The organism is Candidatus Limousia pullorum (assembly GCF_057405065.1).
On record NZ_CM171614.1, the window covers coordinates 1,394,756 to 1,414,103 of the forward strand.

Annotated in this window: 18 protein-coding genes; 12 read left to right on the forward strand and 6 right to left on the reverse strand. The window is 39.8% G+C overall.

Annotation, left to right across the window (positions count from 1 at the left end; translation table 11 throughout):
- Positions 1–132 precede the first annotated feature (132 nt).
- The 3 genes from CGICJO_RS06170 to CGICJO_RS06180 all read left to right on the forward strand — a co-directional run bounded on the left by CGICJO_RS06170 (position 133) and on the right by CGICJO_RS06180 (position 3,882).
- The gene (locus tag CGICJO_RS06170) at positions 133–798 is read left to right on the forward strand and encodes an amino acid ABC transporter permease (RefSeq protein ID WP_486500001.1); all 666 of its coding nucleotides are present in this window, start codon (positions 133–135) and stop codon (positions 796–798) included.
- Positions 799–802: 4 nt separating this feature from the next.
- Positions 803–1,525, forward strand: coding sequence for an amino acid ABC transporter ATP-binding protein (locus CGICJO_RS06175; RefSeq protein WP_143256401.1), 723 nt, complete (start codon positions 803–805; stop codon positions 1,523–1,525).
- Between the two features lie 134 nt (positions 1,526–1,659).
- Positions 1,660–3,882, forward strand: a complete 2,223-nt coding sequence (locus tag CGICJO_RS06180) for an Ig-like domain-containing protein (RefSeq protein WP_486498234.1) — start codon at positions 1,660–1,662, stop codon at positions 3,880–3,882.
- A gap of 56 nt (positions 3,883–3,938) precedes the next feature.
- Here CGICJO_RS06180 and CGICJO_RS06185 read toward each other — a convergent pair whose 3' ends face one another.
- Positions 3,939–5,264 (reverse strand): sodium-dependent transporter, encoded by a 1,326-nt coding sequence (locus CGICJO_RS06185; protein WP_486498235.1) that lies wholly within the window; start codon positions 5,262–5,264, stop codon positions 3,939–3,941.
- A gap of 324 nt (positions 5,265–5,588) precedes the next feature.
- Here CGICJO_RS06185 and CGICJO_RS06190 point away from each other — a divergent pair, with 324 nt between their 5' ends.
- The 4 genes from CGICJO_RS06190 (at position 5,589) to CGICJO_RS06205 (ending at position 9,562) form a co-directional block, all read left to right on the forward strand.
- The gene (locus CGICJO_RS06190) at positions 5,589–6,827 is read left to right on the forward strand and encodes a hypothetical protein (protein WP_486498236.1); all 1,239 of its coding nucleotides are present in this window, start codon (positions 5,589–5,591) and stop codon (positions 6,825–6,827) included.
- 343 nt (positions 6,828–7,170) lie between these two features.
- Positions 7,171–8,013: a hypothetical protein gene (locus tag CGICJO_RS06195; protein WP_486498237.1), complete on the forward strand. Its 843-nt coding sequence runs from the start codon at positions 7,171–7,173 to the stop codon at positions 8,011–8,013.
- Positions 8,006–8,884 (forward strand): hypothetical protein, encoded by an 879-nt coding sequence (locus CGICJO_RS06200; RefSeq protein ID WP_087380220.1) that lies wholly within the window; start codon positions 8,006–8,008, stop codon positions 8,882–8,884. Before CGICJO_RS06195 ends, CGICJO_RS06200 begins: the two co-directional genes overlap by 8 nt.
- Positions 8,885–8,896: 12 nt before the next feature.
- Positions 8,897–9,562, forward strand: coding sequence for an ATP-binding cassette domain-containing protein (locus tag CGICJO_RS06205; protein WP_087380222.1), 666 nt, complete (start codon positions 8,897–8,899; stop codon positions 9,560–9,562).
- A gap of 128 nt (positions 9,563–9,690) precedes the next feature.
- Here CGICJO_RS06205 and treC read toward each other — a convergent pair whose 3' ends face one another.
- From treC to CGICJO_RS06230, 5 genes are all read right to left on the reverse strand, one after another.
- Entirely contained in the window at positions 9,691–11,334 is a 1,644-nt protein-coding gene (gene treC / locus CGICJO_RS06210; RefSeq protein ID WP_486498238.1) for an alpha,alpha-phosphotrehalase, read from the reverse strand.
- A 54-nt stretch (positions 11,335–11,388) separates the two neighbouring features.
- Positions 11,389–12,816: a PTS system trehalose-specific EIIBC component gene (gene treP, locus CGICJO_RS06215; RefSeq protein ID WP_486498239.1), complete on the reverse strand. Its 1,428-nt coding sequence runs from the start codon at positions 12,814–12,816 to the stop codon at positions 11,389–11,391.
- A 360-nt stretch (positions 12,817–13,176) separates the two neighbouring features.
- Positions 13,177–13,914, reverse strand: a complete 738-nt coding sequence (locus tag CGICJO_RS06220) for a UTRA domain-containing protein (RefSeq protein ID WP_486498240.1) — start codon at positions 13,912–13,914, stop codon at positions 13,177–13,179.
- Positions 13,915–13,930: 16 nt separating this feature from the next.
- Positions 13,931–14,386, reverse strand: a complete 456-nt coding sequence (locus tag CGICJO_RS06225; RefSeq protein ID WP_486498241.1) for a low molecular weight protein-tyrosine-phosphatase — start codon at positions 14,384–14,386, stop codon at positions 13,931–13,933.
- A gap of 29 nt (positions 14,387–14,415) precedes the next feature.
- Entirely contained in the window at positions 14,416–14,949 is a 534-nt protein-coding gene (locus tag CGICJO_RS06230) for a type II toxin-antitoxin system death-on-curing family toxin (protein ID WP_486498242.1), read from the reverse strand.
- Positions 14,950–15,124: 175 nt separating this feature from the next.
- Between CGICJO_RS06230 and CGICJO_RS06235 the strand changes: the two genes are divergently transcribed.
- The 5 genes from CGICJO_RS06235 (at position 15,125) to CGICJO_RS06255 (ending at position 19,301) form a co-directional block, all read left to right on the forward strand.
- A complete protein-coding gene (locus CGICJO_RS06235; RefSeq protein WP_087380241.1) occupies positions 15,125–15,346 on the forward strand; it encodes a putative Se/S carrier-like protein in 222 nt (73 codons plus the stop codon).
- Positions 15,343–16,482, forward strand: a complete 1,140-nt coding sequence (locus tag CGICJO_RS06240; RefSeq protein WP_486498243.1) for an aminotransferase class V-fold PLP-dependent enzyme — start codon at positions 15,343–15,345, stop codon at positions 16,480–16,482. Before CGICJO_RS06235 ends, CGICJO_RS06240 begins: the two co-directional genes overlap by 4 nt.
- A gap of 178 nt (positions 16,483–16,660) precedes the next feature.
- Entirely contained in the window at positions 16,661–17,536 is an 876-nt protein-coding gene (gene cdaA, locus CGICJO_RS06245) for a diadenylate cyclase CdaA (RefSeq protein WP_087380246.1), read from the forward strand.
- Positions 17,533–18,789: a CdaR family protein gene (locus CGICJO_RS06250; RefSeq protein ID WP_486498244.1), complete on the forward strand. Its 1,257-nt coding sequence runs from the start codon at positions 17,533–17,535 to the stop codon at positions 18,787–18,789. Before cdaA ends, CGICJO_RS06250 begins: the two co-directional genes overlap by 4 nt.
- A gap of 194 nt (positions 18,790–18,983) precedes the next feature.
- Positions 18,984–19,301, forward strand: coding sequence for an SCP2 sterol-binding domain-containing protein (locus tag CGICJO_RS06255; RefSeq protein WP_087380252.1), 318 nt, complete (start codon positions 18,984–18,986; stop codon positions 19,299–19,301).
- Positions 19,302–19,348 lie beyond the last annotated feature (47 nt).

Below are 19,348 nucleotides of genomic sequence, written 5' to 3' on the forward strand. Positions count from 1 at the left end.
ATATTCGGACGATTTTTTAATTAAAGGAAAAGGGTGAGATGATTGAATTTTTTTGATTCCATCGGCGCATGGTGGCAAGACAGTGTCGCTGATCCGTTTGTAGCAACCTTCATCACACAGGACAGATACAAAATGATCCTTGAGGGTTTGGGAAACACACTTTTAATCACTTTGTTTGCTGCCATAATCGGTATTGCTTTGGGCTTTATTATAGCGGCTGTAAGAACAACACACGACTTGAGAAAGGAAGAGCTTACAAAGAAAAAGGGTTTGGGAAGCTTTTTGCTTAAATTCTTTAACGGATTTAGCAAGCTCTATCTTACAATTTTCAGAGGAACTCCTATTGTTGTTCAGCTTTTGATTTTGTACTTTATAATACTTACCAGCGTGGTAAACGCTTTGGCGGTTGCTGTTGTTGGTTTCGGTCTTAACTCAGCTGCATATGTTGCAGAGATTTTCCGTTCCGGTATCATGTCAATCGACCGTGGACAAAATGAAGCCGGAAGAAGCTTGGGACTTAATTATTTCCAGACAATGATATTTATCATACTTCCTCAGGCAATTAAAAACGTTTTGCCTGCTCTTCTCAACGAGTTTATAGCTTTGCTCAAGGAAACATCAGTTGTAGGTTACATTGCAGGTACAGACCTTACAAGAGCGGCTATGCAGATTCAGACCGCAACTTACGAGCCTTTCTTCCCGTATATCAGTATTGCGGTTATTTACCTTGTGATAGTTATTATCCTTACCAAGCTTGTGGGAATAGTTGAAAGGAGGCTGCGTAAGAGTGAGCACTGATGCATTGATTACAGTAAAAGACCTTGTAAAAAGCTACGGACAGCTTCACGCACTTAACGGTGTAAGCACAGAGATTAAAAAGGGCGAGGTTGTAGTAATTATCGGCCCTTCCGGTTCAGGTAAATCTACATTTCTGCGCTCCTTAAACCTTTTGGAGGTTCCCTCATCAGGACAGATTATTTTTGAGGGCGCAGACATCACAGACCCAAAGGTTGATATCAACAAGCACAGACAGAAAATGGGAATGGTTTTCCAGCAGTTCAATCTTTTCCCACATCTTACAATACTTAAAAACATGACCTTGGCTCCTATGAAGCTTTTGAAAAAGAGCAAGGCTGAGGCAGAGGCCAAGGCAATGGAGCTTCTCAAAAGAGTAGGACTTGAGGACAGAGCAAACGCTTATCCTTCACAGCTTTCCGGCGGTCAGAAGCAGAGAATAGCTATTGTTCGTGCATTGTGCATGGAGCCGGACGTAATGCTTTTTGACGAGCCTACATCAGCTCTTGACCCTGAAATGGTTGGAGAGGTTTTGGACGTTATGAAAGCCCTTGCAAAATCCGGAATGACAATGATAATTGTTACTCACGAAATGGGCTTTGCAAAGGAAGCGGCAACAAGGGTTATCTTTATGGACCAGGGAAAAATGATAGAGGAAAACACACCTCAGGAGTTTTTCACAAACCCGAAAACCGACAGATGCAAAAACTTCCTCAACAGCATTTTGTAATTTTAATAGTTTATTTTCGGCAGAACCCTGTTTTCGGGGTTCTGCTTTTTCATTTATATCTTTTATAATTGACTTTGTTTATTAAGGTGCTATAATAGAATTAAAAGCAAATTCTAAATGAGGAGGAATAATAAGTGAAAAATCTATTAAAAAAAGGATTGCTTTTATTTTTGGTTTTTTCATTGATTGTAAGCGTATTGCCTGTGACAGCTGCTGCGGCAGATGATTTCCCAGATAATGCCCTTATAATTGTGGGCGGAAAAACAGTAACAAAGGATATGGGTCTTTCCGATGTTAAGAAGCTTTTCGGAGAGCCTAAGCTTGAAACCGTGTCTCCTTTCGGAGGAAAGGCATGTACTTTCTATGGTGATAACTACAGTGATTATCTCTATATAGAAACAAATGCTCAGGACGGAATAGCAGCTTTCGGAAGTATTTCCGAGGGTTACAGAACTCCCAAGTACAGCTTTGGGGATAAGGATGACTATTATGTTTCAGGTACAAGGATGACCGACGACAATGGCAATATTCTGGGGTATGTTGGATATTATTACCCGAATATAGATTTGTCACAGCAGGCATATCAGGATAAGTTTTTCTCTGATATTGATAAGTATGACACAGCTTTGTGCCGCCATGCTGTTTTGATGTTCAACGGAGTTTCAAAGCTGTACGGCTATGATACACCGGTGGTATTTGATGAAAATACATATGCTTATAATCTTCAGCTTGCGGAAAACGGAAGCAATTTGATTGAGTATGCGAATAATACAGGAAAAGAAGGATATGTAAAATACAGTGTAATGGGAATGTCAGGCCCTTACAGAAGCTTTTTTAATCCCCTTGATTTTGCGAACGGCGCAAGAAGATACAAGGTTCCGGATAATATAAATAATGCCGCATTTATATTCTATATGAAAGACGGTACAGCTTATTATGTGATAGGATATGTAAATCCTGATATGTTTGATTTAACAGAAGTGGAATATACCGATGAGGAAAAAGAAACAATAAGCAAAATGCACGATATATATGTTGAATCAGTTGAGCTGTACAACTCCGGTGTAAGTAATTATTATGTGGAGCAGCCATCCTATGACACTCTGCCAATAACAGCGGGAAAGATAAACGAAAACGTGCTTAAAGGTGCTGTGTTGTTCTTAAACTGCATAAGAGTGGGAGCCGGACTTAGTGAGCTGCAGATGGATGAAGAGCTTTGTCAGGGAGCACAGGCAAAAGCAACATATACCGCTTATCTTTCCAGAAACGGTATTTCAAACCCGTCACCTCACAATCCGCCTAAGGTTGAGGGCATAAGCGACGAGTTTTATGAGCTTTGTCAACTTGGTTACGGCGAGAACCTTTTCTGGGGAGAGGCTTTGTCAAGTATTTATAAGGCTTTGGATGATTCCGCAGGCGACCCGATAAATGCAGGCCACCGCTATAATCTTCTTGACCCCAGTTACACAAATATAGGAATTGGAACATCTACTTCAAACAGTATGTCCTCTCAGGGCGTTCACAAGTTTTCCGGAAATCAGAAATCCGATGTGGATTTGATAAGCTGGCCGTCAAAGGGAGTTACACCTGTAGGCGCTTTTTACAGGGATACATTTAACTGGACTACAGTATTTTATTCCGATTACAGCCTTACTGACAGCTCTTCTGTTAATGTAAAGCATCTCAACACAGGAAGAGAGTGGAATTTTAGTGACAGCGAGGAAAATACAAACTCTCACTATTTCTACAGAACAGGTTCTCAGATGAGCTTTTATGACTCAGGTCTGTCGGTTTCAGAGGGTGATGTTTATCTTGTTACTTTGAAAAATGTAAAGGATAAGGCTACAGGAGAGCTTGTAGATTATTCCTACCGTTCTGTTATTGCAGATGTGTATTCAGAGGGCGGAAAAAGCGAAATTACATCAATTAAGCTTGATAAAAACAGTGCTGACATGGCAGTTGGTGAAACCTTAAAGCTTGGTGCGGCATTACAGCCTACAGCGCCGAAAAACGCTATGGTTTATTGGAGCACATCTGACGAAACAGTTGCCAAGGTAAGCCCAAACGGTGTGGTAACTGCTTTGAAAGACGGCACAGTCACAATAACCGCAATGTCAGAGGACGGAGGGCTTAAGGACACCTGCGTTATAACTGTTGGAAAGAAAGAAGAAACTCTTATGGGTGATGTAAATCTTGACGGTGTTCTTTCCATAGCAGACGCCACAATGGTTCAAAGCTATCTGGCGCAAATCGTAAGCTTTAATGACAAACAGACTGCGGCTGCTGATTTTAACAACGACGGTTCTATAAGTGTTGCGGATGTAACTGCAATTCAAACTGCTATAGCAAATAGCTAATTCTATAAAAACAGGGCTGTGCAAACGCACAGCCCTTAATTTTTTAATATGAAGTTTTAAGCGGTAACGGTGTTGTATATATTTACAAATCCGCTTATTGTTACCACAAGTATCAGTATTGGGGTAATGTACTTTATTGTGAATACCCATACCTTTGCAAGCTTGAATTTCTTTGCGCCTAAGGCCATTTCGTTGGCAAGGATTTTCGGTTCCCATCTCCAGCCTACAAACCAGCACATCAAAAGTCCGCTGAGAGGAAGAAGAATGTTGTCTGTGAACACGCTCATAAGGTCGAAGAAGTTGTATCCTGCAACTGTAAAGCCTGAAAGTGCGCCTGTTGCCAGACAGCTTGGAACGCCCAAAAGAAATACCGCAAGACCTACTCCCAAAACAGCTTTCTTTCTGCCTATATTCCATTTCTGAGTTACGTAGGAAACCGGAACCTCAAGTAAAGCGATGGCGCTTGTTACAGCGGCAAAGAATACAAGAATAAAGAAAGCGATTGCAAAGATAAATCCGCCGCCTATTTCGCTGAAGATTTTCGGCAATGTTCCGAAGATAAGTCCAGGGCCTTGCTGAACGTCAAGTCCAAAGGAGAACACAGCAGGGAATATGGCTATACCTGCCAAAACCGCAATGGCTGTATCCATAACAGCAACCTGTGCACAGCTTTTTGGGATGTTTTCGTCCTTTTTCAAATAGCTTCCGTAGGTTATGGTGATACCCATACATAAGCTCAGAGAGTAGAAAACCTGTCCCAAAGCTTCGCTGATGGATGTGAATGTGAAAGAAGAATTGTCGGAGGGAACAAACATAAACTTCAAACCCTCCACAGCATTTGGCAGTGTTACGGTTCTTACAATAATAATAATCATAAGGATGAACAAAGCCGGCATCATAAACTTGCTGGCTTTTTCAATGCCCTTAACACCCATAAGGCAGATAATAACCGCAGAAGCCATAAACAGGAAATGCCAGAAAACAGTTTCGTTGCTTGCGGAGAACGCCGCAAAATCTGCCGGAGCGTTGGCTGTTGTCACATAGCTGAAAAGATATTTTAAAATCCAGCCGCCTATAACGCTGTAGTAGCTTAATATTACAAAAGCTGCAAATACGCCTAAGAAGCCTACTATACCGGCTTTCTTGCTGATTTTCTTGTAGCTTTCAACGGGGTTTTTTCCGGAATATCTTCCCAAGCTCATTTCCAGCATCATAACCGGAAGTCCCAAGATTACAATAAATAAAAGATAAACGATAAGGAAAGAAAACCCGCCGTTTCGCCCCATTATATAGGGGAACTTCCATAAATTTCCCAGACCGATTGCGGCTCCCGCAGTGGCGAGAACAAAGCCCAGTCTGCTTGACCATTGATTGTTTTTCATAATATAAACCTTTCTGTAGTATTTTGTCTTGTCACAATTAAGCTTAAAGACGATATTTAAAAACATTATATCAAATTTTCACCTACTGTACAAGATGAAAAATAAAAATTGCTATAATTTTGAAACAATATGGCATATTTTGGCTGATTTTGTACAAAAACCGGTTGTTGTACAAAAATATAAAGATTAAGAGTACAATTATAAATTAAACTATTATAATAATTATAATTATTAAAAGTTTGTTAATTTTACATTAAAGTTATTGACAGAGTTAAAATATAATGTTATAATCTTATCATAAATAGAGGGTTGGAGGTGGTTATTTTGAAAAGGAATGTTAAAAAAGTAACATCTATAGTATTAGCAATTTTTCTTTTAATTTTAAGCGGATGCGGAGGAGATGTGGACTATACTGAGGCTCCAACGGTCGAAGGGGAAACACAGGATGGTTTTGCAAACAATGAAGAGTTTCCCAAGCATATTGATATGGTTATAAGTGATAAGGTAACAGTTGATGCGGATGTTATTGTGCCTGAGGGTGTGGACTTTTCAAATATGAACACCTACAACGCAGAGGCGTGCTTGTTTAAGGAAAGCGACCCTATGGAACTTTTTGAAATAAAGGACAACAGAGTGCTGGAGCTTTATTATGAGGCAAACGAAACCGATTATGATGATTGTCCCGAAGATTTTAAATTTGAGGTCAAAAGATATACTATATATAATGCAGACAACAGAGATGCGGGAAATATGTATAGAGGAAGTTTATCCTGGGGCGGAGATGAATTCTTTTATCATGATTTTACAGAGTCGCAGTGCGAAATACGCAGTCTTTATTATTTGGGAATAACCCGGGAGTCGGCAGATGAGGTGGACTGCGGAAAGGACTTTGACTTTATGACAAGGGAAGAGGCAAAAGCCAAAGCGGAAAACATCATAAGCAGTGTGACAAATTTTGATTACAATATAACCCATGTGCTTTCGGTAGAAAAGGAGACGCTGGATTTGTTAAATGAAAAATGGGACTACACATCTCCCTATGAAACAAAAGACAGCTATCTGATTTACTATACATATACGGTTGACGGAATAGATTTTCCTTATGTAAACTCGGTTACGGATGCGACGTCGGAACTTCCGTTGAAATATCTGACTTGTGCCTTTGTTTGGATTACGGAGGACGGTGTTATAAGCTATACATTACCGACGGTTGAATTTGACATGAAGTTAAATTCAGTTGCGACCCAGGGAAATAAAATAATAGGTCCGGAAGAAGCATTGGAAAATGTCAAAGAGAGCATTGATTCAATGTGCAGTTTGTTTGACGCAGAGGTATTCCAGATAAGCCTTAATTATGTTCCCTATAAAAAGGGAAGAACATTAAGGGAAAATAAAAATTATGAAATCCGACCTGTTTGGAAAATATATGTAAGGACGGTTGGAAACGACGATATTGTAATCTCTGAAAAACCATTGCCTCTGGATGGAAATCTGACAGAAACTGAAATTATAGATTGGACAGTTGACGCTGTTACAGGAGAATTTACTTTTGGCTATAGTTAGATATTATTTGAATAGAATTTAAAGAAATATTTTCCCGGTTTGGAATTATGGAGCGAGTCAGATCTCAGCAAACGAAACAGGATTGGCTACAGTTTCATATTACGATGCTAACGATATTGTACCAAATGATAGTAATTATAAACTTAGAATTATTGCAACGAATCCGACCCCTTATAGAGTTAATGTTGTTGAGGGTTCCTGGCAGGCTTAATTGGTTGAAATTTGATTTTTTGAAGCGATATTTAAATAATTTATCTTAAAATCCAAACCGGGAATTATTTGCTTGCCGGCTTCTCAAAAGGAATCCGGCAAGCTTATTTTATATTATTAGGAGGGATAAGAAATGAAGCGGTTTATTGGCGCATTTAGAATGGACTTAAAGAGAGCTTTTATAAATCCCGTGTTTATCGCCACGATTTTCCTTATGATGTGTTTGTTCTTTGTAAATGACTTTATAAACAATTTTGAGTTGTCATGGGCTTGGGAAAGAAAAAGTCTTTTAATGGCAGACGGACAGATACATTTATCTGTTTTTGATGTGTGGTATTCTGATGTGGTAGCAGGATATTCTATCTTTGCAACGACAATAGCTGCTTTGCCATATGCCCATAGCTTTTGCACAGACTTTGAAAACAGGAATTTTAGAAGCGTTGTAATACGAACCGGCACGGAATGTTATACGGCTTCAAAAATTATAACGGTTTTTCTCTCCGCATATGCAGTTTATTTTATGGCGTCTTTGTTATATTCGGTATTTATTTACTTTTTTGTGTTTTTAATTACCGGACAATTTCTTCTCACAACTTCTTCGGAAGCCGGAGCAAGCACGCTGAGCGGAATGATAATAAATCAGTTTGGAGATTATGCGGCAATTTTACTTGATACCGCCATAAGAGGTATTGAGATGGGGATTTGGGCATTGGGTGCTCTGTGCGTTTCTGCTTTTACAGAAAGCAAGTTCCTTGTAATAGTATCGCCTTATCTGCTTGTCTATTATGTGCGTTATTTTTCACTTTATCTGCCGCTGAGCGATTTGTATATACACAGCGTATTTTCATTGAATCATCTAAATTCCGGTATAGCTATTCCCGGGTATCTTGTAACTTTGCTTTATACACTTTTACTGACAACTCTCTTTTCCTATATTTTTGTCAATAAGGCGAAAAGGAGGATTTATTATGGCTAATAAAATTAGGGTCGCTTGGTTTATTTCTCAGCTGAGCCTGAAAAAGCTTATGAGAAATCCCAAAATCTGGGTTATGATTTTCCTGCTGGGTTTTCATATGTGGGACGCTTTTTTGACCGTGCGCTATAAGTCAGCGGAGCTTGGTTTGAGCGTATCGCCGTGGTCTATTCCTTTTATTTTCAATACGGATTTGACTTTGGCAATGCTTCTTATGATGGTGGTTGTTTGGTTTTGCGACGCACCTTTTATGGACGAACATCAGCCCTACACTATAGCCAGAAGCGGCAGAACGGTTTGGTTTTATGGACAGGTTGTTTACATAATAAAAGGTACTTTTATCTGCCTGCTTTTAATAGTGTTTTTTTCAATTCTTCCTATAATCGACAGGTTTGCCCTTTCCGACCAGTGGGGAAGAGTTTACACAGAGCTTGCAAGTCAAGGTTTTATAATGGAAAGCGGAAGTATTCTGAATTTTAACGTATCACCGGAAATAATAGGAAGATACTCTCCTGTTATTGCAACGCTTTTGTCAACAAGCTTGTTTTGGCTTAATTCAATTTTTCTTTGCCTGCTGATGTTTGCCTTAAATTTGAAACTGCCTAAATATTTCGGAACGGGACTTGCTCTCTTCGTTGCGTTTTTGGGCGGCGGTTCAAGCATTTACAACAACTTGGGAAGCTTTACGGATGTACTTAAAAAGATAATACCCACCTGCTGGTGTAAAATAGACAATATTTCCAACAACCCAATAACAGGCAGGGTGAGCTTTGTGTATGCGTATACATTCCTCTTTATTGCAATAATTGCGCTGATTATTATTGCAAGGTTATTTATGAAGAGATACATAGTTGAAATATTGCCACATGATTAAGGAGGGAGAGCAATGTCAGAGGTTATTATTAAAGTTGAAAATGTTGTTAGAAAATTCAAGGAAAACAACGCCTTAAACGGCGTAAGTATAAATTTTGAAAAGGGTAAAATCCACGGAATTATCGGAAGAAACGGAAGCGGAAAAACCGTGCTTTTCAAATGTATCTGCGGTTTTATGCCAATGACATCGGGTAAAATCACTGTTTCCGGCAAGGTTATCGGAAAAGATGCGGACATACCGGACAATGTGGGACTTATCATAGAAACCCCGGGCTTTCTTCCAAATTACAGCGGTTTTAAAAACCTGAAGCTTTTGGCTTGTATCAAAAGAAAAATTGACGATAAAAAAATTATGGAAACAATGGAGAGGGTTGGCCTTGACCCCAAAAGCAAAAAGCACGTTAACAAGTATTCATTAGGTATGCGCCAGCGTTTGGGAATTGCTCAGGCCATTATGGAGGACCCGGACATCCTTGTACTTGACGAGCCTATGAACGGCCTTGACAATGAGGGCGTGGAGGAAATGAGAGAGCTGTTTTTAAACCTGAGAAATGAGGGAAAAACAATCCTCCTTGCCAGCCACAATAAGGGCGACATAGAATACCTCTGTGACACCGTAAGAGAAATGGACCACGGAAATGTGATAAGCTTTTATGAAAAGCCAAGGGCTGTTGAATAAGAACTTGAATGAAAATATTCTGACAAAGTCACTTTGAAAAAATAAACCGGCTGACATGTTAAAAAATCATGTCAGCCGGTTTTAATGATAGGAGATAATTGAAAAAAAGGCGAGAGTGAATTTTTATATTACTTTATTACCGCAAAGGTTTCAAAGGGGCGGAGTGTTACCTCTTTTTCTGCCTTTGCATCCTTATAGTTTGATATTAAAATCTCTTTTCCCACAAATTCATCGGGGAGGGAGATTTTTGTTTCTGTTCCGTAAAAGTTGCAGACTACAAAAAGCTTTTTGCCCTCATATTCTCTTGAATAGGCGAACACATTTGTGTTGTTCTCCATTTCAGGTTTATATGAGCCGTATGCGATTACGTCGTTTTCCTTTCTCAGAGCGATAAGCTTCTTGTAATAGTGGAACACGGAGTTTTTGTTCTTTACAGCATTATCTGCATTGATTATTTTATAATTTTTATTTACCTCAATCCATGGTGTGCCTGTGGTGAAGCCTGCGTTTTCGCTGTTGTCCCACTGCATTGGGGTTCTTGAGTTATCCCTTGAGCGGCAGCGGAGAATTTCGTAAACTTCATCCTCAGGTATGCCTTCATCTTTAAGTATTTTAAAATAGTTGAGGCTTTCAACGTCCTTATACTGGGAAATGTCCTCGAAATAGGCGTTTGTCATGCCGATTTCTTCACCCTGATAAACATAAGGTGTTCCACGCATAAGGTGTATCATTGTGGCAAGCATTTCGGCGGATTCTGTCGGGTAGTTCTTATCGTCGCCGAATCTTGAAAGCACACGGGGCTGGTCGTGGTTGCACCAGAAAAGTGCGTTCCAGCCGTTGCCCTCCTCCATGCCTGTCTGCCATTTGTTCAAAAGATTTTTCAAAGCCATAAAGTCGCAGGGCTGAAGCTCCCATTTATTTCCGTTTTTATAGTCAACCTTTAAATGGTGGAAGCTGAAGCACATGGAAAGCTCTTTTTCTTCGGGGTTTGAATATCTTATGCAGTTGTCAATGGTGGTGGAGGACATTTCTCCCACAGTCACCATTCCGTTTTCGTTAAGTCCGCTGTCACGGCAAAGCTCTTTTAAATACTGATGAACTCTTATTCCGTCGGTGTAAAATCTTCTGCCGTCGCCTTCGAAGTCGTCCTCGAAAGTGTCAGGTTTTGAAATAAGGTTTACCACGTCGAAGCGGAAGCCTTTAACGCCTTTGTTCTGCCAGAATTTTAAAATGTCTTTTAATTCTTCTCTGACCTGTGGGTTTTCCCAGTTAAGGTCAGCCTGTGTCTTGTCGAAAAGATGGAGGTAGTATTTATTGAACTTTGGAACGTATTCCCATGCGTTTCCTCCGAACTTTGAAACCCAGTTTGTGGGTGCGGAGCCGTCGGGCTTTGGGTCACGGAAAATGTAGTAGTCCATGTACTTCGGGTCGCCCTCCATGGCTTTTTTGAACCACTCATGCTCTGTTGAGGTGTGGTTGAAAACCATATCAAGCATTATTCCGATACCCAGCTTTCCAGCTTCTGAAATAAGGTTTTCTGCGTCCTCCATTGTGCCGTAGCGTGGGTCTATGTTTCTGTAGTCCGCAACGTCGTAACCGTTGTCGTTTTGGGGCGATACAAAAAACGGTGTGAGCCATATATAATCTATGCCTAATTCCTTTAAGTAAAGCAACTTATCGGTGACCCCTTTAAGGTCACCGAGTCCGTCGCCGTTTGAGTCGTTAAAGGATTTTGGATATATCTGATAAACAGTCTGTTTTTTAAATTCCATAGTTATTCTCCTTTAAGTCAAAACGATATTTATATTTGTGAGAAAGGATGTGTTTTATGCTTTTCCAAACTTGTTGAGCTTTGTTTTTGAAAGTATCATTGTGAACAGCACCGGAAGCACAAGGGCTATTACCATTGCTATTGCAAACATTGGGATACTCTCTATCTTCATGGAAAGAATTCCCGGAATACCGCCTACGCCTACGCTGGAAGCTTTGCAGACAAAGAACATTGAGAAAAGTCCGCCTATGCCTGAACCCAGCATACCGCCTATGAATGGGTAAACATATTTAAGATTGATACCGAAGATTGCAGGCTCTGTAACTCCAAGATATGCGGAGATAACTGCCGGAACTGCAACCTGCTTGTCTTTTTCGTTTTTTCTGTTCATGAGGATATAGCCAAGACATGCAGAACCCTGTGCTATGTTGCAGAGAACAAGTATCGGCCACATGTATGTTCCGTTGATTATCGGGTCTGCGCAGAGCTGAAGGTCGATTGCCAGCATTGTGTGGTGCAGACCTGTGATAACAAGCACCGGATAGAAAAGACCGTAAAGTCCGCCGAAGAGCCAGCCAACTGAGGACTGGAAGCCCCATGCAACGCCCTGTGAAATCCATTCGCCAAGCTGCCAGCCTACAGGGCCTAAAACTGCGTGGGCAAGGAATACTGTTGGAACAAGTGCTCCGAAAGGAACAACTATCATCTGTATTGACTGAGGTGTGATTTTTCTGAAAAATCTCTCAAGATATACAAGTGTAAAGCCTACAAGGATTGCAGGGATAATCTGTGACTGATAACCGATTCTTTCAATCTGGAAAATTCCCAAATCGTAAATCGGAATATTTTCAGCTGTTGCAACCTGATATGCGTTGATAAGCTGAGGAGAAACAAGTGTAACACCGGTAACGATACCGAGGATTTCTGTACCCTTCATCTTCTTTGTTATACTCCAAACAACACCTATTGGCAGGAAGTGAAGAGCCGCTTCGCAGATGAGCCAGAGGAAATCGTAAAGTCCCTGACACCATGGATAAACGTCTTTCAGTGTTGCTGTTCCGTCGTTGAGCATGTAGATATCGCCGATAACGCTTCTAAAGCCCAAAAGCAAACCGCCAACGATGATTGCCGGGATAAGAGGAGCAAAAATTTCCGCAAGGTTTGAAACAGCTCTTTGAGCTAAATTCTGATTTTGTTTTGCCGCCTGCTTAACCTCTTCTTTGGAAACCGCCTGGATTCCTGCATATTCCGCAAATTCCTTGTAAAATTCGGAAACCTGATTGCCGATGATTACCTGGAACTGTCCTGCCTGTGTAAATGTACCCTTTACTGTGGGCAGTGCTTCGATTTTTGTGATGTCTACCTTTGATTCGTCTTTGAGAACAAACCTGAGACGGGTCACGCAGTGCATAAGGGACGCTATGTTTTCTTTGCCGCCTACATACTCAAGCAGTTCTTTAACTTCTTTTTCGTACTTTGCCATTAAGAATAACCTCCTGTCTTTTTAAACTTGTTCTTATAAGTTGCACGTTGTTTAAACAAGTTTTAAATCTTGTCTATATTATACAGTTGTTCAAACAGGTTGTCAACCGAAAAAAGACAAATTATATTAAAAAATACCTGCTATGACTTTATTTATTATTACCATTGACTTTTACATAATAACCAAATTTAGAATTTTAATTTGTTATTATTAAATTAACCTATTTTATAAATTGGTACAGGTTAATCGGCAAAAAAATACTCCACAGGCTGTCAATTCACTGTGGAGAAATTTGTAACGTTCATTTTTATAAAGGAATTTTTTGTAAATCGAGATATAAAATCAAAAATTTCACCGAATTTAAAAGTCTATAAGCTCTTTTACTCGGTGGGCTCTGTCATAGAATACAAAGTCATCCGGTGTGTGTCTTGATTCCGTAAACTCAAACATAATGCCGTCGGAATTGTATGTGTAGTTTTCAACAGCCGCCACACAGTTTGCTCCGTTAAGCTCAAGGGTTTCCTCGTCAAGCTTGTTTATCCTCTTGACCTTTACAATTCTTCTTGTGCTTACAATTTCAACATGAAGTATGTCTTCAAGATATTCATATATGGAATGTTCTGCTATGGTCTGATTAAAGCCGGGCATTACGGATTTCAGGAAATAGTTATGGTCGATTGTTGAAGCTTTTCCGTCTATAAATCTCAGCCTTTGCAGATAATAAACCTCTGCACCTACTTCAAATGGGACTTTTTTGTGAAGCTGTTCGTCAACGGTGATTTCCTTAAACAGAAGTATTTTTGTGACAACGTTCTTTCTGTTGCGTATTGCGGCTTCTTTAAAGGATTCGATTTTTCCAAGGGAATAGAAAGAAGGCTCGTCAGGCTGGTAAATAACACGCACGCCTTTGCCTTTTATGCTTTGAAGATATCCCAATGACACCAGTTCGGCTATGGCTCGTCTTACGGTATTTCTTGAGCAGTCGTATTCTGCAACCAAAACTGACTCAGAGGGGATAAGGTCGCCGTGTCGGTATTCCTCGTCCTCAATTTTCATTTTTAACTCGTGATAGATTTTGTTGTATTTTGTCTTTGCCATATATATCAGAACTCCGTTATTTTTGTTTGTCTATATGCTTTAAAAATCCCTTTAGACCTCTTGTTATGTCGTCGTATGTAACATCGAAATTTCCTGTGTACCAAGGGTCTGCAACATTTCCGCCGCCTGCAAAATCAAGAAGCTTGTAAACCTTTTTGTCAGGGTCGGTTTTGAATATTCTCATTGTATTGCGCATGTTGTTGCTGTCCATAACAATGAAATAATCGTATTTATCGTAATCGGCTTTTGTAAGCTGAACGGCGTATTTTCCTTTGCAGGAAATTCCCAGCTTTGAAAGTATCTCTCTTGTGCCGTGGTGAACGGGATTTCCGATTTCCTCTGTGCTGGTGGCGCAGGAGGCGATTATAAATTCATCTTTTCGGTTTAATTTTTCCACCATGTCCTTAAATAAAAATTCTGCCATAGGTGAACGGCATATATTGCCGTGGCAGATAAACATTACTTTTGTCATACTTTGTACCTCGTTGAAATTTGGATTTATTAGAATAAATTCATACAATTCATTATTACGCTTATCATCATTTCTTTTTCTTTTGGATTTGACTGGGCAATCATAATCGTCAATGCAACTAAGGTGTGGTCATCAATTAGTTTTTTATCGTCTCTGAATAATGCATTGTTTTTATCGAGAAAATAAAGGAACATTGTCGCCGCTATTCTTTTATTTCCGTCAGAAAAGCTATGGTTTTTGGTTACGAAATAAAGTAAGTTGGCAGCTTTTTCCTCTAAGGTGGGATATAATTCTGCACCGCCGAAGCATTGATAAACAGCGCCTATACTTCCTTTAAAGGACTCGTCTTTTTCATTTCCGAACAGAGAACTTGTGTCGCTAAACTTCATTTCATTAATAACCTTGCGGCATTCCTCATATGTCAAAACATAGGTTGCTTTTGTACCGTCTGGACGCTTCATGTTTTGATGATCGTATGCGTCCAGCAAATCAAGAGCATGACTGTAACGCTCTACTACAGTCAATACCTGTTTTGTATCAAGGCTGTTTTCGATTTCCTTCATAATTCCTATAACCTCGTTTACTGTTAATGAACCGTTTCTATTATTATAATAAATAATTATATCACAAAAAAGTTATTATTTTCAAGACAGGCGCATATATCTTTTTGCAGTGTGGCAGAAATAGCCTGTCTACATATTATATAAGTGAACAATAATTTTTTAATGGGGTGTTATTTTGAACTATAATATACTTGTACTTTCCACCATAACATACGCTATGAAGGGAAGAGATATTTTGAGAAAACACGGTATTACCGCTTATGTTGAAAGAGTAAGCATTGAAAAAGCCGGTCAGTCCTGCGGATACGGTTTGTATATACCCGATAAAATTCAGGATGCCGAAGAAATCCTTGCCAATTACAATATAAAGGTAATTGAAAGAACGGTGAGGAAATGATATATCTGGACAACTGCGCCACAACATTTCCAAAGCCGGAAAATGTTATAAGAAGCGTCTGCAATTCTTTCAGAAAGTTCGGCGCAAATCCGGGAAGAGGCGGACACAATGCAGCTATGCAGTCATCTCAGGCGGTTTTTGAGGTGAGAGAAAAGGTTCAGGAGTTTTTTAACGCAGGAGAGCCGGAAAATGTGATTTTTACGTCCGGCTGTACAGAATCACTTAACACGGTTATAAAGGGAATATTGAAAAAGGGCGACCATGTGGTTATATCTTCTCTTGAACACAATTCCGTGGTTCGACCTCTTGAAAGACTGAAAAAAGAGGGAATTATAACTTATGATGTGGCAGAGGTCTGTGAATGTGACCATGACAAAACTCTGGACAATTTCAGAAATAAGTTTAACGACCACACAAGACTTGTGGTATGTACTCACGGGTCAAATGTTTTCGGGCTTAGACTTCCCGTTGAAAGGCTTGCGGCTTTGTGCCACCAGTACGGAATAAAAATATGCGTTGACGCAGCTCAGACTGCCGGTGTTTTGCCTATTGACGTAAAAGGCGACTGCATAGATTATTTATGTTTATCCGGACATAAAGGCCTTTACGGCCCCATGGGAATAGGTGTTTTGATTATAAACTGTGATACTGTTCCAATGCCTTTAAAAGAAGGGGGAACAGGAAGCAGTTCTCTGAGTCTGGAACAGCCGGATTTTCTTCCGGACAGATTTGAAAGCGGAACTCCAAATCTTACGGGAATCTGCGGTCTTGGCGCAGGAATTGATTTTGTGAAATTTAAAGGAACGGAAAATATTTTTAAGCACGAAATGAATTTTCTTTCAAGAGTTTACAAAATGCTCTGTCAGAATGATAATATAATTTTATATACGCAAAAGCCGGATTTGAATTATCATGTGCCGGTACTTTCATTTAATATAAAAGGAAAAAGCTCAGAGGAAACAGCGGCAATTCTCAACAGAAGATTTAACATTGCCGCACGTGCCGGACTTCACTGCTCTCCACTTGCCCATATCAGCATGGGTACGGAGAATACGGGAACTGTAAGAATTTGCCCTTCTGTTTTTACCGATTATTCCAACTGTGAATTCTTAATAAAAGCACTGAAAAAAATCTGAAAAATAACAGATTTTATCTTGCAATCCTTTCATATTGTGATACAATTATAGTAACGGCGGGAAAGCTTAAAAAGGCAGGTTTTTTCAAGCCTGCTACATAGATGTTGTTCATTTTATGTTTGTTTGAATGTATTTTGCAGCTTTTCGCCGCTATTTATGCAAGTCTTGGGGGATTATTATGGAGTTTTTGCAGGAATGGTTTTCTAATTTCTTCTCCATTTCACGGACTTTTGAATTTAAAGATTTTCTGGATATAGCGGTTATTGCGTTTATCATATACAGTATGTTTAAGCTGGTTAGGGAAACAAGAGCGGAACAGCTTTTAAAGGGTATAATTGTTCTGCTTGTGGTTTATTTCCTTTCCGCAGTGTTCAGTCTGAACATGCTGAACATGCTATTAAAAATGTTCTTCGAGTTTGCGGTTATCCTTATCGCAATTATTTTTCAGCCTGAAATCAGAAAGGCGCTGGAACAGATAGGACGAAGCAAAATTTCTCGAAAATCCTTGAAATTCATTCAGCCCGCAAAAGGTGACGAGTGGAGAGAACGTGTAAAAAAGGCTATTGTGGATGTTGCTGATACATCAGCCATATTCAGCCGTACAAAAACAGGTGCGCTTATTGTTTTTGAGCGTGAAACAATGCTTTCTGATATTGCCGCAACAGGCACAATTCTTGACGCATCTACGTCGGTTGCACTGCTTGGCAATATATTCTTTAACAAAGCGCCTTTACATGACGGAGCATGTATTATCCGAGACGGAATTATCCATTCCGCAGGATGTATACTTCCTCTTACAAAGAATAAAGATGTAGACGTAAATCTCGGAACAAGACACAGAGCTTCCCTCGGTATGAGTGAAGAGTCAGACGCAGTTGTACTGGTGGTTTCTGAGGAAACCGGAACAATTTCGCTGGCTATAAACGGTGTTTTGAGAAGAGATTACAGCAGGGACGAGCTTATCAAAGAGCTTGAAACTCTGCTTATAAAAGAGGATAACGACAAAACGGACTTTTTGTCCCTGTTCACTAAAAGGAAGGGGAACGATAAATGAGAAAGTTCTTAAAGAGTGATAAGTTTCTTATTTTGATTTCTGTTCTGTTGTCGATTTTTCTCTGGATTGGAATGAGCTTCAGCAGCGGAAGCGAGTTTACTAAAACAATTTCTGATATACCTGTCACTGTTGAACTTTCTCAGGAAGCTATAGATAACGGATATCAGATATTCGGATTGGATCATGTCACCGCCTCTGTTTCGGTTACCGGAAACAGAATGATTGTGGGTTCACTTACAAAATCGGATATTCAGATTAAGGCCCAGCAGACAAGCAGTATTACAACTGCCGGCACTTACACTCTGCCCTTAGCCGCAAGCAAAACCGGTGTAAAATCGGACTATGAGTTTTCTTCTGCGGTATCGCCCTCAACTATTGTTGTAAATGTGGACAGATACCAGGAAAAAACCTTGGATATAACTTCCGAGATAGTCTATAAGGTAGACAGCGGATATTATTCAAGAAGTGTTTTAGGGGATACTTCTGTTGTGGTTTCAGGTCCGGAAAGTGTGGTTTCCAAGGTGTCAAAGGCGGTTGTCAGGGATACTATCAGCGGAACTATCACCGAAACCAGAGAACTTACCAGCGATATTATACTTTTGGATGAGGACGGAGATGTTATAAATAACAGCGACTTGTCCATGAGTGTTACCTCCACTGCGGTTACAATTATTGTTGAACCTGAAAAGGAACTTCCAATTGTTGTTCCGCCGGAGGGCGTTCCAAGCGATTTGGATTTAAGTAAATATATAACTGTTGAACCTTCAACTATCAGAGTTGCAGGAGATGCTTCGGTTATGAATAATCTGGATTCTATACCGGTTGAACCTATCGATATTTCAAATTATGACAACAGTGTTCACACTGTGGAAGTGCAGGTTGCAGTTCCTTCCTCATGCAGGAATATAAGCAATATAAATACGGTAACAGTTACCATTGATTTCAGCAGCCTTTCTATGCAAACCTATACGGTAACCCAGTTTGAAAAGAAGAATATTCCGGACGGTTATACGGCGGATGTTCCGCTGAAACAGCTTGATGTTCAGCTTATCGGTACCGAGGAAGCTCTGAGCTCTATCACCAGCGAAGATTTGGTGGCTTATGTTGACTGGTCAGAGATGACAGAGGGAATTGTTATAGGAACGTCGGAAATGCCGGTGAAAATTGAAATTCCGGAGAACAGCGGTTATGTTTGGGTTTACGGAACCTATAACGCAAACGTAACGGTGTCAAAGGTTGAAACGACCCAGTAGCAAATTTAACAGAAAAATTACAAGGAGATTCGACAATGTTCGGATCTCCTTTTTGCATGACTGTTTGTTATATTTATATTCATATATTTATATATAATTGACCTGTATATGCAGATATGGTATAATACAGGTGAAGGGAAACCTTCGTGTATGGTAAAAAGGATTGTATTTCTATTATGAAAGGATTGATACGTATGACATTTCAGGAAGTTTTTGAAGAAATCAAATCAATGTTTTTGAAAGCTGATGTAAGCGAGATTAAAGAGCACCTGGCTTTTCAGTTTAACATGACCGGCGAGGGCGCAGGAACATTTTATGCTGAGATTAAGGACGGTAAGGTTATTGTTGAGCCTTATTCATATAACGACAGAGATGTACAGTTTACCTGCTCTGCCGATACTCTTTTGAAGATTGCAAAAGGAAAGATGAATCCGATTACTGCTTTTACTTTCGGAAAGCTTAAAATAGACGGCGCTTTGGAAAAAGCTCTGGTTCTTCAGAAGATGATTTGATTTAATTCACATAAGTTTAAATGTTTCTTCAAAAAATCAACATATTC